Origin of the sequence: Streptococcus mitis SK564 (genome assembly GCF_000148525.1) — a bacterium.
GTDB classification, from domain to species: Bacteria; Bacillota; Bacilli; order Lactobacillales; family Streptococcaceae; genus Streptococcus; species Streptococcus mitis_H.
Window position 1 is genome coordinate 185,586 of sequence record NZ_AEDU01000008.1, and the last position, 15,937, is coordinate 201,522.

General features: G+C 35.2%; 20 protein-coding genes and 2 pseudogenes. 16 read left to right on the forward strand and 6 right to left on the reverse strand.

The genetic code is table 11. The features are described 5' to 3' along the window. Positions 1-96 precede the first annotated feature (96 nt). The 4 genes from crcB (SMSK564_RS0102205) to SMSK564_RS06365 form a co-directional block, all read right to left on the reverse strand. Complete coding sequence (crcB, locus tag SMSK564_RS0102205) at positions 97-426, reverse strand: fluoride efflux transporter CrcB (RefSeq protein ID WP_000236253.1); 330 nt, start codon at positions 424-426, stop codon at positions 97-99. Then, the gene (gene crcB, locus SMSK564_RS06355; protein WP_000712114.1) at positions 420-794 is read right to left on the reverse strand and encodes a fluoride efflux transporter CrcB; all 375 of its coding nucleotides are present in this window, start codon (positions 792-794) and stop codon (positions 420-422) included. Before crcB (SMSK564_RS06355) ends, crcB (SMSK564_RS0102205) begins: the two co-directional genes overlap by 7 nt. After that, positions 791-1,057: a chorismate mutase gene (locus SMSK564_RS06360; protein ID WP_000362493.1), complete on the reverse strand. Its 267-nt coding sequence runs from the start codon at positions 1,055-1,057 to the stop codon at positions 791-793. Before SMSK564_RS06360 ends, crcB (SMSK564_RS06355) begins: the two co-directional genes overlap by 4 nt. A gap of 115 nt (positions 1,058-1,172) precedes the next feature. Next, positions 1,173-1,616 carry a flavodoxin gene (locus SMSK564_RS06365; protein ID WP_001162128.1) on the reverse strand — a complete coding sequence of 148 codons (444 nt, stop codon included), beginning with the start codon at positions 1,614-1,616 and terminating at the stop codon, positions 1,173-1,175. Positions 1,617-1,719: 103 nt separating this feature from the next. Between SMSK564_RS06365 and SMSK564_RS06370 the strand changes: the two genes are divergently transcribed. The 4 genes from SMSK564_RS06370 to SMSK564_RS06385 all read left to right on the forward strand — a co-directional run bounded on the left by SMSK564_RS06370 (position 1,720) and on the right by SMSK564_RS06385 (position 3,817). Next, the gene (locus tag SMSK564_RS06370; RefSeq protein ID WP_000356084.1) at positions 1,720-2,655 is read left to right on the forward strand and encodes a DHH family phosphoesterase; all 936 of its coding nucleotides are present in this window, start codon (positions 1,720-1,722) and stop codon (positions 2,653-2,655) included. Between the two features lie 95 nt (positions 2,656-2,750). Then, positions 2,751-2,993, forward strand: a complete 243-nt coding sequence (locus SMSK564_RS06375) for a type B 50S ribosomal protein L31 (RefSeq protein WP_000710764.1) — start codon at positions 2,751-2,753, stop codon at positions 2,991-2,993. 190 nt (positions 2,994-3,183) lie between these two features. Next, complete coding sequence (gene relB / locus SMSK564_RS06380; RefSeq protein WP_000213591.1) at positions 3,184-3,468, forward strand: type II toxin-antitoxin system RelB/ParD family antitoxin; 285 nt, start codon at positions 3,184-3,186, stop codon at positions 3,466-3,468. After that, positions 3,458-3,817 (forward strand): type II toxin-antitoxin system RelE/ParE family toxin, encoded by a 360-nt coding sequence (locus SMSK564_RS06385; protein ID WP_000323663.1) that lies wholly within the window; start codon positions 3,458-3,460, stop codon positions 3,815-3,817. The genes relB and SMSK564_RS06385 overlap by 11 nt, the downstream gene beginning before the upstream one ends. Positions 3,818-3,971: 154 nt before the next feature. Here the strand turns inward: SMSK564_RS06385 and SMSK564_RS06390 are convergent. Beyond that, positions 3,972-4,379: pseudogene (locus tag SMSK564_RS06390) on the reverse strand (imelysin family protein); the annotation flags it as partial. Positions 4,380-4,836: 457 nt separating this feature from the next. Between SMSK564_RS06390 and SMSK564_RS06395 the strand changes: the two are divergent. From SMSK564_RS06395 to SMSK564_RS06450, 12 genes and pseudogenes are all read left to right on the forward strand, one after another. Beyond that, entirely contained in the window at positions 4,837-5,424 is a 588-nt protein-coding gene (locus SMSK564_RS06395) for a recombinase family protein (RefSeq protein ID WP_001268844.1), read from the forward strand. Positions 5,425-6,592: 1,168 nt separating this feature from the next. Next, positions 6,593-7,120 (forward strand): annotated as a pseudogene (locus SMSK564_RS13615) (N-acetylmuramoyl-L-alanine amidase family protein); the annotation flags it as partial. A 53-nt stretch (positions 7,121-7,173) separates the two neighbouring features. After that, the gene (locus SMSK564_RS06405) at positions 7,174-7,815 is read left to right on the forward strand and encodes a hypothetical protein (RefSeq protein ID WP_000511386.1); all 642 of its coding nucleotides are present in this window, start codon (positions 7,174-7,176) and stop codon (positions 7,813-7,815) included. A 4-nt stretch (positions 7,816-7,819) separates the two neighbouring features. Then, positions 7,820-8,296, forward strand: coding sequence for a DUF6287 domain-containing protein (locus SMSK564_RS06410; protein ID WP_004236397.1), 477 nt, complete (start codon positions 7,820-7,822; stop codon positions 8,294-8,296). A 138-nt stretch (positions 8,297-8,434) separates the two neighbouring features. Further along, positions 8,435-9,595 carry a hypothetical protein gene (locus SMSK564_RS06415; RefSeq protein WP_000347970.1) on the forward strand — a complete coding sequence of 387 codons (1,161 nt, stop codon included), beginning with the start codon at positions 8,435-8,437 and terminating at the stop codon, positions 9,593-9,595. 239 nt (positions 9,596-9,834) lie between these two features. After that, positions 9,835-10,167, forward strand: a complete 333-nt coding sequence (locus SMSK564_RS06420; RefSeq protein ID WP_001272179.1) for a hypothetical protein — start codon at positions 9,835-9,837, stop codon at positions 10,165-10,167. Between the two features lie 3 nt (positions 10,168-10,170). Then, complete coding sequence (locus SMSK564_RS06425) at positions 10,171-11,271, forward strand: hypothetical protein (protein WP_000231759.1); 1,101 nt, start codon at positions 10,171-10,173, stop codon at positions 11,269-11,271. Further along, on the forward strand, positions 11,268-11,873 hold the full coding sequence (locus tag SMSK564_RS06430; protein WP_000789968.1) for a hypothetical protein: 606 nt from the start codon (positions 11,268-11,270) through the stop codon (positions 11,871-11,873). The genes SMSK564_RS06425 and SMSK564_RS06430 overlap by 4 nt, the downstream gene beginning before the upstream one ends. A 149-nt stretch (positions 11,874-12,022) precedes the next feature. Next, positions 12,023-13,195 carry a Rep family protein gene (locus SMSK564_RS06435; protein WP_000237581.1) on the forward strand — a complete coding sequence of 391 codons (1,173 nt, stop codon included), beginning with the start codon at positions 12,023-12,025 and terminating at the stop codon, positions 13,193-13,195. Then, on the forward strand, positions 13,196-13,444 hold the full coding sequence (locus SMSK564_RS06440; RefSeq protein WP_001156231.1) for a DUF3173 family protein: 249 nt from the start codon (positions 13,196-13,198) through the stop codon (positions 13,442-13,444). It abuts the gene before it with no gap. A 1-nt stretch (position 13,445) separates the two neighbouring features. Next, entirely contained in the window at positions 13,446-14,597 is a 1,152-nt protein-coding gene (locus SMSK564_RS06445; protein WP_000111250.1) for a site-specific integrase, read from the forward strand. Between the two features lie 70 nt (positions 14,598-14,667). Then, positions 14,668-14,967: a YbaB/EbfC family nucleoid-associated protein gene (locus tag SMSK564_RS06450; RefSeq protein WP_000981528.1), complete on the forward strand. Its 300-nt coding sequence runs from the start codon at positions 14,668-14,670 to the stop codon at positions 14,965-14,967. A 109-nt stretch (positions 14,968-15,076) separates the two neighbouring features. On the opposite strand, the gene SMSK564_RS06455 is transcribed toward SMSK564_RS06450, so the two are convergent. Further along, on the reverse strand, positions 15,077-15,850 hold the full coding sequence (locus SMSK564_RS06455; RefSeq protein ID WP_000824592.1) for a potassium channel family protein: 774 nt from the start codon (positions 15,848-15,850) through the stop codon (positions 15,077-15,079). Positions 15,851-15,937: the final 87 nt, after the last annotated feature.

Genomic DNA, 15,937 nt, shown 5'->3' on the forward strand with positions numbered 1-15,937 from the left:
TCTTGAGGAATCTTCCTCAGCGGATAAACTGTATTTTTGTGCGTCCATTACACACAAGATACAGTTTACCAAATTTCCACAAAAAAGTAAAGAAATTTATAGCAGAATTCCTAAAAAAATCGCAATCAAACCACCTAGGTAGGTCAAAGTCAGGTAAACGTAAAAAACCTTCTTATCGCTTAACAGTCTTTGAAGTTCATCATTCAAGGTCGAAAAAGTCGTTAAACCGCCACAAAATCCTGTTGCTAGAATAGCATAGACTTCCTTAGACTCAATATGATTGTAGAGTAATCCAATCAAAAAACAACCCAAAAGATTGGCTATGAGCGTTCCGAGTGGTAATTTAGAAGCTTGATTATAGCGAGAAAATAAATAGCGCACTAAAGCTCCTAAGCCACAAGCAATTGCAAGATACATGATTACCATTTCTTCCTCCCCAAATAGTAAGCCAAGAGCAAACCTCCACCGATGCTCAAAAGTAAATACAGGACCAAACTAAGATAACGCCCTGTATCAAGCAGTTTTACAGCATCAAGCATGAGACTAGAAAAGGTTGTTAATCCACCGCAAAAACCCGTCCCCAGTGCTAAAACCAAGCCCTTACTAGTCCCCTTATAGACCAGGTAGCCTTTTACCAGATAAACCAAGCAGAAAATTCCCAGATAGTTGACAAAGAGAGTGCCCCAAGGAAAATCTGGACTGGCTGGTAACCAAGTAGAAACTAGATAGCGGACAAGTCCGCCCACCATAGCAGCTAGAAAAATTCCTAGCGGATAAAATTGTTCTTTTTTCATTTGATGTTTTGATCCTGATAATCACGCGAACGTTTGAGTATGTCAGCAAAAGTCGCGACAATAGTTTCTTGATAGCGCTTGTCCTCTACACGACTTCTAACCTTTTCAAAAATAACTTCTTCTCTCTTGGTATCTAAAATCGGTTTACCTGAAGCTTTCTTATAGGCAACTACCCCCTCAACCAAATGCATTCGTTCTTCTAAGAGCTTGACGATTTGGTCGTCGATTTGATCAATTTCTTGACGAATACTATCTAAATCCATACAGTCTCCTCCTTTATTTGAATTATTGTATCAAAAAGCCACCAAATAAGCTAGTAAAATCCCAACTCACGCTAAGAAAAATGCACTGATTAATTGCATCAGCGCACTTTTATACTTATCCTACTTTAGCAGCCAATTCTTCTGCAAATTGTTCCAAGCGTTCAATGTCTTCCTCCTCAGCAGAAAGATCAACTTTGACACACTCTGAACCTTTTTCTGCTCCTGTTGACACAAAGACACGGTCAAAGTCATCAACAGCTTTACAGAATTCATCGTAGAAAGTATCACCTGAGCCAACCACTCCGTAGATTTTGCCATTCAAGTTGAGGTCTGCTAAGTCTTCGTAGAAGTCCATCATCTCATCTGGCAATTCACCATCACCATAAGTATAGGTCGCAACGATAGCGATGTCTGCTTCCAAGAAGTCTGAAGCGTCAACAGTTGTACATTCATCAACATCGACATCCAAGCCCAAGTCACGTAATTTGTCTGCTACAATATCTGCAATTTCTTCGGTATTACCGGTCATACTGGCAAATACAATTTTTGCTAATGCCATATCGTCCTCCTCAATTTATCTTTCTCCATTATATCACATCTTTTTCATTTTAAAAATAAAAATTCTTGTGCTACAATGAAATGAGAAAGAATTGAGGTTATTTATGGACATTTACCATCAAATTTTAGAAAAAATTAAAGAATACGACACGATTATCATTCATCGTCATATGAAACCAGACCCTGATGCCTTGGGAAGTCAGGTGGGATTGAAAGCTCTTCTCAAACATCATTTCCCAGAAAAAAACATTAAAGCTGTTGGTTTTGATGAACCAACCCTTACTTGGATGGCTGAGATGGATCTTGTTGAAGATAGTGCCTACCAAGGCGCACTTATCATCGTCTGTGATACAGCTAATACTGCTCGTATCGATGATAAGCGCTATAGTCAAGGTGATTTTCTCATTAAGATTGACCACCATCCAAATGATGATGTATACGGTGACCTGTCTTGGGTCGATACTAGTTCAAGTAGCGCTAGTGAGATGATTACCCTATTTGCCCAAACAACCCAACTGGCCTTGTCAGATCGCGCTGCTGAGTTGCTCTTTGCAGGAATTGTTGGTGATACAGGTCGCTTCCTCTACCCTTCTACAACTGCACAGACTCTTCGCCTGGCCGCTTATTTAAGAGAACAGAACTTTGACTTTGCGGCTCTCACTCGAAAAATGGACACTATGAGCTACAAAATTGCTAAACTTCAAGGCTACATCTACGATCATCTGGAAGTGGATGAAAATGGTGCAGCGCGCGTTATCCTGAGTCAAGAAGTCTTGAAACAATTCAATGTTACCGATGCTGAAACTGCCGCTATTGTAGGAGCTCCTGGTCGGATTGACAGCGTCAGTCTCTGGGGAATTTTTGTAGAACAGGCTGATGGCCACTACCGTGTTCGCTTACGCAGTAAAATCCATCCTATCAATGAAATTGCCAAGGAACATGATGGTGGAGGCCACCCTCTAGCAAGTGGTGCTAATTCCTATAGCCTAGAAGAAAACGAAATCATCTACCAAAAGTTAAAAAACTTGCTTAAAAACTGATAAAATACTTGTCAAACTTTTCAGAATCTGATAGACTAGTATGGTAACAATCTATGGCTCGCAAAGAGACCATGGCAGAAAGGAAATATTGCAAAATGAAAAAAGATATCCATCCAGAATATCGCCCAGTTGTCTTCATGGACACAACTACTGGTTACCAATTCCTTAGCGGTTCAACAAAACGCTCTAACGAAACAGTTGAGTTCGAAGGCGAAACTTACCCATTGATCCGTGTGGAAATTTCATCAGACTCACACCCATTCTACACTGGACGTCAAAAGTTCACTCAAGCAGATGGACGCGTGGATCGTTTCAACAAAAAATACGGTCTCAAATAATGATAAAAAGACAGCTTCGGCTGTTCTTTTTTTGTTTCCTGAAATTAACTGCTGTTTTCACATTCCAGACTCAAAAAAACTTTGCACTCTCAATAACCAAACAATGGTTTCCAGAGTATAGAGTTTTTTCTTGCCTAAAAAATAGAAAAGATATATACTAGCTATATATCGTATAGATTGGAGGTATACCATGACGACATCACTTACTAAGCAATACAATTTTAAAATCAACGAGTCATCAATGGAACAAGCTAGAGCTATCATTAAGGAAAAAGGAATGACTATGACGGATGCTATTAGTCTTTTTATCGAGCAGATTGTTATCGAACAGGATTTGCCAATAAAAACTGCAGAAGATTTACACCGTGAACGATTGATTCAAGAACTACAAGCCCAATCTGAACGCGCCTTAAGAGAATATGAATCCGGACAAGGAACTTCCTTAGATGATATGAGGCTACGATATGGCTTATAAAGTAATTATTTCGACTGAAGTGAGTCAGGCAATTGATAGTATCCATAACTACATCAGCACTGTTCTTTTATCACCCCAGTCTGCTAAAAATACTGTGGCCAAAATTTTAGACGGCTTAAAAAGTTTAGAAACCTTTCCTGAAGCTGGCTTTGATGCAGATGAAAAAATCGGACTTAAAATCAATAGTAAGTACCCCACACGAGGAAAAATTATCGGTCAATATATCTTGCTTTACTTTATCGATCAAACTCAAAGAACTGTTTTTCTTTCCCACTTATTCCACACAAAAAGCGACTATGTTACCTTGCTACAAAGCCAAAATAACAAAAACTCAAAATCATCATTTTGATATCCACTGCTCTCTTAATAGCCTTGTGATTATAAAGAATACAGTCTGCATTTTAATTAGAAAATCAAAAAAACTTTGCACTCTAGCTAGCCACACGATGGTTTCTAGAGAACAAAGTTTTTTTATTAGAGCAGATTTATTCTTCCTTATCTTGACTTTCAGTTCCTTTAGTTGTATTGTCTTCCCAAAGGATACGTTCAATACGGTGGAAACCTGACCAACCTTCTTCTGTCTTGTTTTCGTCCATGTAGTCTGCCAAACGGAAGTCAATCTTGACATCTGATTCACCAAAACTTTCGGCAATTGGTTCTGAACGCTCATAGGACATACGAATCAGTGGATAAACCTTCTTAGCTTCTTCTAACTTACCTTCTTTCAACAGTTTGACAAAGCCTTCCGTATCTGTCAACAGATTATCGATTTGCTCTTGCACAAAAGTCTTATAGTCAGCTGTGGCCTTATCAAGCATTTTCTGCTTGTCTTCAGACAAAGCTGTCACCTTAGACGAATCGGTTGTATCTGCTGATTTTTCAAACCTAACAGCACAAGCTGTCAATAGCAAGGCTGAAGATAAAAGGACAAAACCTAGTTTTTTTCATTGTTTACTCCTATCGGTTCAGGAAACCTGAATTAATTTTACGTTTCATTATACCATGTTTTCACTCATCTTTCATTAAATTTTCAAAAAATTTAATGTTGAGGGATTTATACTAACAATAGACTTTTAACCTCAAAATTGATAAAATAAGAAAGAAAATAAGATAAAAGGAAACTATAAATCACCATGATGAACATGCAAAAATTGAACATACTGTTTTTAATTTTTGTAAACATCAAAAAGGTTGGTTTAAAAGGATTTTAAGTCCTTAAGATTTTTTATCCAACACTACTATTCACGCATCCAAGACAAAATCTTGGCAAAAAAATACAGTAGCAAAGAGTACACCAAACTACCACTCATTATGGGTGGTAGTTTTCTTTTCGTCTAAAATAGAGATAAAAAGATAGGTGGTAGCCTTATGCGTTACGGTTATGTTCGAGTATCTACAAGAGAACAAAATATTGATAGGCAATTTTCAGCCTTAGTAGAAAACAAATTATCAAAAGAAAATATTTTTATTGATTATGTTTCAGGAAAAGATTTTGACAGAATAGAATATCAAAAATTATTAACTACCTTGAAAGAGAATGATGAATTGGTTATAAAGTCAATTGATAGATTGGGAAGAAACTATGATGAAATTTTAGAACAATGGCAAGCAATTACTAAGAAAAAGAAAGTAAATATAACTGTTTTAGATTTCCCCTTATTAAATACAAAGAATAGCAATGATAATATCACAGGAAAACTAATCTCCGATATCGTTTTACAAGTCCTATCTTATGTGGCACAGTTTGAAAGAGAACAAATCAAACAAAGACAAATGGAAGGAATACGGGAAGCACAGAAAAAAGGGAAGAAATTCGGTAGACCAAAATTGATTGTCCCGAATAATCTCCCTGATGTGATAACTCAATATAAGAAAAAAGAAATAACCTTACGAGAAGGTGCAGACATCTTAGGAGTATCAAAAAGCACCTTTCACAATTGGATAAAAAATTCATAGTTCTTGTCAAAAAACCTAGGATTTTTTGGACAGAAAATACAGTCTATTTTAGAAGCGTTTTCGTTAGAAAAAAGGTTCTAAAATCCAGCATTTTGGCCAATTATTATTACACTTCCATTTTATCAAGTTTGTCCAAAAAAGTCTAGTTTTTAGGATAAACTGATTATTTTACAATAAATAAAAATAGGGGATATTACATGAATTCAAAATTCATCTAGCATTTCGAAATGATAACGAATTCGACAGAATTTATATTGTCAATGATTCAGGTCTCACGACTATTAGTCAAGCACAAGCTCAAGTCAAAGCAGCTAGTCTTGTGCAATCACATATCACAATGAATAAAGATTGGAGAACTTCAAATGGATAAAACTTAGTAGATCAAGCATACCAAATCATATCATAATTTCAAAAAACTAAACTATTTAAGAAAAGGAACTTTAAACTCATGAAAAAACTATTTTTATTGTCAACTACAATTTTAGCTTTCACTTCAGCATCTTCTTTGCCGGCTCATTCTGTCAAAGCAAACGACGACGTGCCTACTTACGAATATCTAGACCTTGCAACGGGTAAAAAGGTTTCAGCTCCAATAACCGGTTATGCTTCGAACGAGGTGCGCGCTTCAAAAGTTAGATTGCTCGAAACTCACTCTGACGCGCGTGAGCCCTTTGCTAAATTTCGCGGTAACACAAACACTAAGTATGAGATATTCGATCGAGTTGAGCATATCGATCAGTCATTTGAATCAGAGTTCGACTCTAAATATAGCAACATGTGGTCGGCGATGTCATTAGTCGTAAACGATAAACACGTCGTATTCAGTCCCAAGGAATTTGGTTTGTACGAGGTAGACGTCGATCGCGGTGATGGAACTGCATATCGATTTAAAGTCGATGTTCGATATAACTCAGGGGCTGGTTTTCCTATAGAGACTTATCTAATGGGCATTGAAATCGTGAACACTGACGAGTCTGACAACTCTTCGTCAGACGCAGCTTCAAATGCAAGCGATTCATCGTCTGCATCAAATTCAGATGCTACATCAAGTCTGACTAGCTCAACATCATCTAGTGCATCTGCTTCTAACTCAAGTGCTGATCTTGGCTTATCTAGCTCAACATCATCTAGCACGTCGACATCAGCCGAAACACCGGCTGCACCGACTTGGACGTACTCAAACGGTCGTTGGTGGTATAAGCATGCTAATGGCAGCTACACCATGAAAGATTGGGAGAAAATCGACGGGGTTTGGTATTATTTCGATGAAGACGGCTTTATGAAAACAGGCTGGGTGAAAGACGGAAAATGGTACTACCTAAGTGAGTCTGGAGCAATGTTAACTGGCTGGAAGAAAATCGATAATACTTGGTATCACTTAAATGATTCTGGGTCGATGGAAACAGGCTGGTCGCAAGTTAATGGTAGCTGGTACTACCTCAATAGCTCAGGAGCTATGCAAACGGGCTGGGTAAAAGATGGTAGCTGGTACTATTTGAACAACTCAGGTGCTATGAAGACTGGCTGGCTTAAAGATAAAGGCGTTTGGTATTATCTTCAAGAATCAGGAGCGATGAAGACTGGCTGGATGAAAGTATCTGACAAATGGTACTACGCCTATAGCTCTGGTGCATTAGCAATCAATACAACTACGCCTGACGGTTACCGCGTCAATTACAACGGCGAATGGGTATAAAATAAACGTCTAATTATATACCCAAAAAGAAATCTTAGGATGGGGAAGTTAGTATGGGGATAATTAAAAAATATAGTCCTGAAATTTCATTATTTTTATCATTTTTCATTGCATTATTCATACCTTTTATATCTTCTAAAACATCTTTGCCTCTTGGTATCAGTAATAATGATATTCATTCAAACATGGGGCAACAAATCATAGTTATGATTAAAGCAGAATACGTTTTTGCATATTTTGCATTTATCATTTCTATATTAGTTTTAAGATTCTTTCCACTAAAATTAGATATTAGACCATTTATTTTAGCCGGATTAATCTTTGTAGTAAGACAATTTTTGGCAGGAATGCAAAATGAAATGAGTATTGGATTACATATAGAAACCAAAGCTGGACCAGCTTACTATTTATTAGTTTTAGGAATTTTAAGCTATGTGATAACTAGCATAAAAAATTCCAAAAACAAACTCTTATATATATTACCCATTGTTTTACTCATTGAACCGACTTTTGATTTAATTACTTCATCAATTAGCCTAGGAATTTACTCATTAGTTGAATTATTAAAACCAATAATCCCCTTTTTTATTCTATTTCTTATTATCCTATTTGGAAGTTCAGGAGTTGAGGAAGTAGAGCCAGATTTAGTAACCCTAGAAGATGGAAAAGAGAAGCACTATAAAAGAATAAAATAAACATATGAAAAAATTATTTCTATTCAGTATTAGTATTTTAGCTATCTCTATTTTAACGGATTGCCAACCCCAGAGTGAAAACACTTCTTCAGCAAGTTCTGAAGCAATTGCTTCAAGTACTAGTTCAACTTCTTCTACATCGGAAGAAAATAAATCTGTCACAAGTCTAATAAATGAAGAATCTTCCCTTCCGTCAGAAAGGAAAGGAATGAATATTTCTGAAATCCAAAATGGAGATTTTTCTAGCGTCTCAGGAACTTGGAGGAATCGTACAGGTATTGAATTTACTTTCGATAAAAATGGTTTAGTAAGTGATTATTCACAGATTTCAGTTGAACATGCTAAAGAAATTGACCACTATCTCAAGGCAAGTTCTGTTTCTAAAGATGGAGGAGCTGGTGCAGCTATTGCCTTTTTACCAGCAGGAATCCCTATAACCATGTCTGCCACCTCTTCTTCAGATAATGGCTATACTGACTAGTCTGATATCACACAAGACCGCTTATGGTTTGGACACCAACTCATCAATGGCAGTACTGAGGAATTTTTCTATAAAGTAAAATAATTAAACTAACCACAGAATCGAATATTTTCGGTTCCCTTTGACAAGGAGAAAATCATGGATTTTACAGAATATTTGTATAAAAATATCGGAGAACGTGTTAGACTAGACAGACAAAGAAAAAATTTGAATTTGTCAAATTATTCTAGTCACATCTCTCGATGTGCTTTTGATAAAAATGTCAAAGAAACAGGAGATACACAAAATAATCCTATAACTGGCATCACACAAAAGAATATTAGCAAAATAGAAAAAGGAGAGCAGGAGAATTTTAGGAGTTTTTTATCGGATAATCAAATTAAAGCATTGACTGCTACTCTTGAATGTAGTCAAGATGAATTACTTTTAGGAAATAAAGAACAGAAACAAGAAATCGTAAAAATTTTACTATTAGGATGTCTGCTAAATAATATAGATGTTCAGATTAACTCCGTTTCATCTGAAAAATGGCGAGATTTATATCACAAATCTCAATCTCTCGATATCAAACCTAATAAAGAAACTGAACGCTTAGGGAATATAATATTAAAATTTCTACTAACCTATCCTGCTTTCCAAAAGCACTTCATAAATTCTGTCTTTTATTATTCTGATAACTATCCTGATAAGTATATTCCTTATAAATCAAAAGATGAACAATACAGTGATTCTTTTAACCATAAATTACAAACTAAATATGCTAATGACTTGGAAAAAGTCAGTTCCCAACTTCAAACGTGGTACACTACTGATTTAGGGAATATTACTTCTGTTCTACTTCGTAAACCTGAAAATATCATCTATATATTCGAAGCATTCGAACATACTATATATAAAATAATTGATTTAATTTTTGATAAATTTTTAGAAACATTTAGCAATAGCTTGAATACCAGAGGTAAAAATAATACTCCTAGCAAAATGATATACTATTTAGACTCTGATGTTCTTTTAAACATTTTATTGGGAGATGATATATACTATCTTTTAGTAAATGAGCTAAAAAAAGAACAAATCGATAAAACTAATAGTCTCTTTCATATTCAATTTTTACAGTTACTCCAGTATCAAAATTTATTCTTGGAAAAAATACATAATAAATATGAGGATACTAGTGAGAACTATGATGCATTTAAACTCTATTCTGACTTAACTAAAATTATCAAATTTTATGAAAAAACAAAAGATAAATATCTAACTCTCTACATAAATGATTTTATAGATAATCAAGACTATTAGTCAAAATTACAGGCCTTGCTACTAAAATAGTGAGGCTTTTTTTGTGTCGTACCATATATGATTTCTTCCAATGTATACAAATTTATCTCTAAATTTCATTCTAGTGTATACACAGTCGTTGGTAAATCAAAATATAATAGATAATGTAAAGAACAACAAAGGTGCCTAGTTCATTACATAAAAATTTTTTATTAGAAATCAGCAAAATCCTAGGTATGCTGATTATGGAGGAATAGCACATGAGTGCATTCAAATACAAGAATCCAGTTTATGGATATAACGTAGCCCTTTTCCATGAGATATTTGGAGAAAATCCTATCTTTAGTTCATTGTCCGCTGAAGAAGAAATTAAGTGGGTCTATAAGGACAATAAGAGGACTGACGAAGTAGATGGATTTAGCCGATATTTCATTATTCCTGGTCAGAATCCTTTTCTTGTCAAATTCCCAACTTCTCAAGAAATTGAACAATTCGCAGAAGTTGAGTTAGTCAATCCTGTTGCTTGCAAAGTGAAAAACAATGTTTATTTTAAAGCCGAATCGGTAAAAATTATTAAAGAAGGAGGTAAGTAATCAATGGTATTTCCGTTTATTCAACCAGAAAATAAACGGGAGTTTGTAGTGGATACTGAATATCTAGTCCAGTGTTTAGAAATAGGGTTGGGAAACAGCTCTATTTCTTCAACTACAAATTCATTCCAGTTTATCTATGGCGACAATTATTTAGACTTTGTCCCGCGCTATCCTTGTGCGTACATTTTGGATAACAATCTATACCAACAGATTTTTCAAATTTTGTCTACAAGTGCCTACCCTATGTTGACATTTCTTAAACAGCCATCGGCCTATATTGTCAAACGTGATGGTGATGGCGTAAGCATTAACACTAGTCGTGCTTTTCGGTTTCCATTCTTTAGGGGAATACCTGAAAGATTGACGTATCAAAAACTATCTGATGTCAGCGTTCAAAACGAAAGTTTTGAACTCATGAAAAACTATCGTATCGATTTCAATCGAATTGTTCATTGTTTGATTGCTGGTTCTTCTGGTTCTGGAAAGAGCTACGCTTTGACCTTTCTAATCTCTGTTATTAATCAATTTGCTCATGTAACAGTTGTGGACCCTAAATGTGATTCTATCTCTCGCTACTGCTTAAAACAGAACATACCTGTTCTTTACCAAGAGAAAGACTTCTCATCTGATGAATTTGTTTCCAAGGTAAACAGCTTGCTAAAAGTGAACCTAGATACTATCTACGAAAGACAAGCGGAGCTTCTTGAAAATCCTTCTAAAAAATTTCAACATCGTTGTCTGGTGATTGATGAATTGCTTGCTTTAACATCTTTGACTTCTAAAAATGTTAAAGATACCTTTTTTGCACTATTATCCAATATTGCACTACTTGGACGAGCAACATCTGTCCACCTAATCCTAGTGAGCCAGCGGATGGATACAAACGCTTTACCTATTGCCGTTAGAGAGCAGTGTAATTTCTTGATACAACTTGGTTTAATCAACAGAAAAACGACAACGTTTTTATTCCCAGACTTGGATTCAGAGACAGGAATTGTCATTCCTAACGGAAAAGGAACTGGTATTGTTCAAGTTATTGACGGTATAACAGCACCTAATGTTATGCCATTGCTAGTACCAACTATAAAAGGAGAAAACATATGAAAAACATAAACAATCTAATTATGAGAAATAGCACCGTCATTACCGATAAACTCTATTACTTACTGCCTTTGGAATTATTTTTAGGCCTTCTATGGGGGTTATTTCTAGCAGGTATATGGTTTATTAACCAAGTTAGCACTATTATCTCTTGGGACGCTTGGGGACAAATTCGGAATAATTTTCAAATAGGGCAATCTTTGCTATTGCAAACAATCACTATCGTCATGATTATCTATCTTTTAGCTCATACCATTCTTTGTATCGTATGGATAAAAGAAGATAAGTTTCTGAACTTTATCCGTACAATAAATCTATTAAGGATAATTCGAAAACAGATGAAAACGAAAGCCAGTGAAAGCGATAGTGAGGTTGTAAAAGAGTACAAATCTATTGTTAAATCTATCAGATGTATCATAACTAGTGACTATATCCTTGTTATAATACTACAGGCAAAAAATTCAGATGTTGATACAATTTTACAAAAAAAATTACCTTTTTTGTACGACTATCTGATAAGAGTCTATCGTAAAATATATATATTCTCTCCCACAGATAGTACTTCACTTAATCATATAATACAAGGGACGAGAAAGCATAATTGATTTATATACCAGCGGAGCTTGCCGTAAGGCAAGAGCTCCGAGCTGGTTTTATGTTCCAATTTAGTCAGGACATAACTATACTACTTCTGGGCTTGTTATTGAAGTAGTATAATGTTGTTCCATTGTTCCAAAAAAGAAAGGAGTTTTTAATGGTAAAAGCCAGAAATATTATGTTTGTTCAACAGATTGAGTATTTCCAATCTTCAAATTTACAGGATATCATCGAGTATATGACGAACATTCTAAAACCGCTTCGTTTTGCGGGAATATTGCATGATAAGGATATTAGGCAAGATGGAAACCTTGTCGCACCACATATACACCTTGTTTTACAATTTGAAAGTGCTAGAAGTTTAAACAATCTTGCTAAGTTGACTAAACAACCAATACAGTGTTTTGAGCAGTGGAGGGGTTCAGTTAACAATGCTTATTCATATCTCGTTCATCACACGGAGTCTAATCAAGATAAATACCAATATTCTCCCAAAGAAGTTATTGCGAATTTTGACTATTTACTCCTATTAGACACTATCGAAAGAAATGTAACCAAACGATATGAAATAAATGACACTATGATTATAGATAATCTACTGGATCTACTTTATACTGGTAATATTACAAAATCAGAAATTGAACAACGACTTACTGGTTCACAATATGCCAAAGCAAGGCAAAAAATAGAAACCGTCTATTTAAAACGACTAGAAACACAAGCCGAACTATGGCGACAAGAAATGATTGACAAGAATGAAATTGTTACGATTATTTGGCTTTTTGGAAAAGCGGGAACAGGGAAGACTCGTCTAGCACGTCAATACGCAGAACAGTATGACCTTAACTATTTTATTACGGGCTCAATCCGTGACCCTTTTCAACAATACAATTTAGAACACGTGATTATCTTAGACGAATTACGCCCCCATCAATTTGACTACTCAGACTTACTCAAAATGTTTGACCCTTACAATGTTAAAGCGATGGCAAGTAGTCGTTATTTTGACAAACCTCTTTTAGCTAACGTATACATCATTACAAGCCCATACTCCCCATATAATTTTTTCTTAGAATTAACAAAGAAGAAACAAACAAGCCACATTGATTCTTGGGGCCAACTAATGAGAAGATTATCCTTAGTAGTCGAAGTCAAAAAAGAGCATCTGCAATTTTACAAGTACGAACCAATGGACCAGATGTTTTATATAGACCATGGCAATAAATTACCAAACCCCTTTAAAAATCAGACTGATAGAGAAGAAACTATTCAAGACAAATCGTACCAGTTATTTTTAGAATTGAATAAGAAAAAGGAAAGGAATGAATAAATGCAAGAAATTCAAACAGTTACCTACATAGATATCGCAAATCAAGGATATCCAGAAGGCACAGCTAGACGTGTTATACGAGAGGGTAAAAAATTACTTGTCGAAAGAGGTTTTCAACTTTATAAAAACAAAAGGATTGGAAGAATACCAAAGACTATTGCCGAAGAAATTCTTGGATTCAAAATCATCTCAAAAAATGATATAATAGATACTGTACTCTTCGCTACTGACATAGAAAGAGGAAAATAATATGTCAGTTATCAAAGGATACAAGGGAAAATGGAAAGTAGATATTACCGATGGCATAGACCCATTGACTGGTGAAATCAAACGGCATAGAAAGTCAGGATTTACCACTCGTAAAGAAGCTGTTCAATATGAAGCAGATTATCGATTAAACAAACTTCACCAAGTTCATATTAAAGATAAAATATCTGTTTCTCACCTTTACTCTTTAGTTCAACAAGAAGATGAACTCCGTGGGAATAAACGTGGTACCATTGATACACAGATATCCTATTATAACCAATATGTCTCTAAGTTTTTTGAGCATGCAGATATGTCTGCCATTACTATCCATGAAGTAAAAAAATTTAGAGATTGGTTGGTCAAACAACCAAGTGTCAAAGGAGGAACACTATCAAGCACGACTGTTAATCAGCTAATGATTTTTCTACATAAAATGTTTGATGTTGCTGTCGCTAATCGTCTTAGACAAGATAATCCATGCAATGGACTAAGAAAACTGCCTGATAAACACAAGGAGATGTCTTATTTCACTCCTGAAGAATTCAAGCTATTTGATTCTCTGTTCACAGAAGATGAATATATGTTTCAGTTATTTTATCGAGTTCTGATGTTTACAGGCGTTCGTGTTGGCGAAGCATTGGCCTTAACTTGGAAACAGATTAATTTATCAGAGGGTTATATTGATATTAAGTATTCTGCTTACTTTCGTAATAACAAGGTCCATATCGGAACGGTAAAAACTACTCAATCCAATCGTCGAATTTATATTCATAAAGCATTCGTTCAAGAACTAACGGAATGGAAAGAAAAACAAGCTCACCTATTAGTAGAGTTTACGGACAATACAGAAGACTTACAAATCTTTCAAGACAGTCCTTTACAACTAACTGCTCCAATGGTTTCTAATCAAAAGATTAAATTGAAAAAAAGAATGCCTGCATCATTAAAAATGATTCGTAATCACGATTTCCGACACTCACATGCAGCGTTTCTAGTTTCAAAAGGACTCAGAAATGGTGAAGGAAAAGATTATATATTTTTTACACTTATGAAACGACTGGGACACAGTAGTATTAATACAACAATCAACATCTACTCTCACCTATTCCCAACTCAACAAAAAGAAGTCGCCAACGCTTTTGACAACTTTTAGGGCAAAAAAAGGCAAAAAATTTATTAAAAAAGGCTCAAAGCCTTGATACGAAAGGAATCTTAAAAATCTTATGATGAACATGCAAAACATGATGCGTCAAGCACAAAAACTTCAAAAACAAATGGAACAAAGCCAAGCTGAACTTGCAGCTATGCAATTTGTTGGCAAATCTGCTCAAGATCTTGTTCAAGCGACCTTAACTGGAGATAAGAAAGTTGTCAGCATTGGCTTCAATCCAGCTGTCGTTGACCCAGAAGACCTCGAAACCCTTTCTGATATGACCGTTCAAGCCATCAACTCTGCTCTTGAACAAATCGATGAAACGACTAAGAAAAAATTAGGTGCTTTCGCCGGTAAATTGCCATTCTAATAAAAATAACAAAAACGCATAATGTAAGGTGCCAGACCTTGATATTATGCGTTTTATTGTGTCAAGACTTACTTGATTTCTCCTCGAATCAAGTTTTGTCTCACTTTTATTATATTTTTTCAACTAAGTCTTTTATCATTCGATGTAGTTCTTCTATCTTTTCAGATTGTTTCTCTATTAATATTCTCTGACTAGATAATTCATCTTGGAGTTTATCAAATTGTATCTGTTCATCTGGATTCTCCTTTACAAAAAAGTTCGTTAAGGTACTTGTTGACATTCCTATTGTACTAATTCCTACCAACATTAATAAAATAGCTATCCATTTCCCAAAAAGGGAAACTGGAACAATATCACCATAACCAACAGTGGTTACTGTCACAAGAGCCCACCAAAGACTATCTGAGAATGATTTTTCTTCAACTACAGATAAAATTGAACTTCCTACTAGCACGATAAAGATATTAACATACAAGATATAAAGCAGGCCATTTGTCCGTAAGAATCTACTAATTTTTCTTTCTAATTTACCTGTAAGTCCAACTATTCTAAGTAAACGAGTCAGTTTCAGTAATTTTGTCAGTCTTGCTAGGCGAAAGATACGTCCTAATCGAAACACTGTAAAAATAGCATTTAAAGGCAGGATAGCTAGCAGATCAAAGATATTTTCAATTATGAATCGCCATTTCTCTTTACTTAAAAAGAACCGCCATCCATAATCTACCACAAAAACACCCCAAAGTAGTAAATCAATAATGTTGTACGGAGGATTGTCCAAATCGACCATCTCAGCAAATCCAAGCAATACCAGAATAACAGAGATTAACGCAAGTATGATAATCGTTGTATCATAGTAATCCTTAAATAACCATTTTCTTTTCACACTACTTCTCCTATATCATTTGTAAATATTATACCACACCAAATTTCTACTAGATATATAAAAAAGAAGGACCGGCCCCGTCCTTTT

Bases quoted from the DNA above. Each gene is read 5' to 3' on its own strand.
- crcB (WP_000236253.1), bottom strand. From the start codon at position 426: ATGGTAATCATGTATCTTGCAATTGCTTGTGGCTTAGGAGCTTTAGTG.
- crcB (WP_000712114.1), bottom strand. From the start codon at position 794: ATGAAAAAAGAACAATTTTATCCGCTAGGAATTTTTCTAGCTGCTATG.
- SMSK564_RS06360 (WP_000362493.1), bottom strand. From the start codon at position 1,057: ATGGATTTAGATAGTATTCGTCAAGAAATTGATCAAATCGACGACCAA.
- SMSK564_RS06365 (WP_001162128.1), bottom strand. From the start codon at position 1,616: ATGGCATTAGCAAAAATTGTATTTGCCAGTATGACCGGTAATACCGAA.
- SMSK564_RS06370 (WP_000356084.1), top strand. From the start codon at position 1,720: ATGGACATTTACCATCAAATTTTAGAAAAAATTAAAGAATACGACACG.
- SMSK564_RS06375 (WP_000710764.1), top strand. From the start codon at position 2,751: ATGAAAAAAGATATCCATCCAGAATATCGCCCAGTTGTCTTCATGGAC.
- relB (WP_000213591.1), top strand. From the start codon at position 3,184: ATGACGACATCACTTACTAAGCAATACAATTTTAAAATCAACGAGTCA.
- SMSK564_RS06385 (WP_000323663.1), top strand. From the start codon at position 3,458: ATGGCTTATAAAGTAATTATTTCGACTGAAGTGAGTCAGGCAATTGAT.
- SMSK564_RS06395 (WP_001268844.1), top strand. From the start codon at position 4,837: ATGCGTTACGGTTATGTTCGAGTATCTACAAGAGAACAAAATATTGAT.
- SMSK564_RS06405 (WP_000511386.1), top strand. From the start codon at position 7,174: ATGGGGATAATTAAAAAATATAGTCCTGAAATTTCATTATTTTTATCA.
- SMSK564_RS06410 (WP_004236397.1), top strand. From the start codon at position 7,820: ATGAAAAAATTATTTCTATTCAGTATTAGTATTTTAGCTATCTCTATT.
- SMSK564_RS06415 (WP_000347970.1), top strand. From the start codon at position 8,435: ATGGATTTTACAGAATATTTGTATAAAAATATCGGAGAACGTGTTAGA.
- SMSK564_RS06420 (WP_001272179.1), top strand. From the start codon at position 9,835: ATGAGTGCATTCAAATACAAGAATCCAGTTTATGGATATAACGTAGCC.
- SMSK564_RS06425 (WP_000231759.1), top strand. From the start codon at position 10,171: ATGGTATTTCCGTTTATTCAACCAGAAAATAAACGGGAGTTTGTAGTG.
- SMSK564_RS06430 (WP_000789968.1), top strand. From the start codon at position 11,268: ATGAAAAACATAAACAATCTAATTATGAGAAATAGCACCGTCATTACC.
- SMSK564_RS06435 (WP_000237581.1), top strand. From the start codon at position 12,023: ATGGTAAAAGCCAGAAATATTATGTTTGTTCAACAGATTGAGTATTTC.
- SMSK564_RS06440 (WP_001156231.1), top strand. From the start codon at position 13,196: ATGCAAGAAATTCAAACAGTTACCTACATAGATATCGCAAATCAAGGA.
- SMSK564_RS06445 (WP_000111250.1), top strand. From the start codon at position 13,446: ATGTCAGTTATCAAAGGATACAAGGGAAAATGGAAAGTAGATATTACC.
- SMSK564_RS06450 (WP_000981528.1), top strand. From the start codon at position 14,668: ATGATGAACATGCAAAACATGATGCGTCAAGCACAAAAACTTCAAAAA.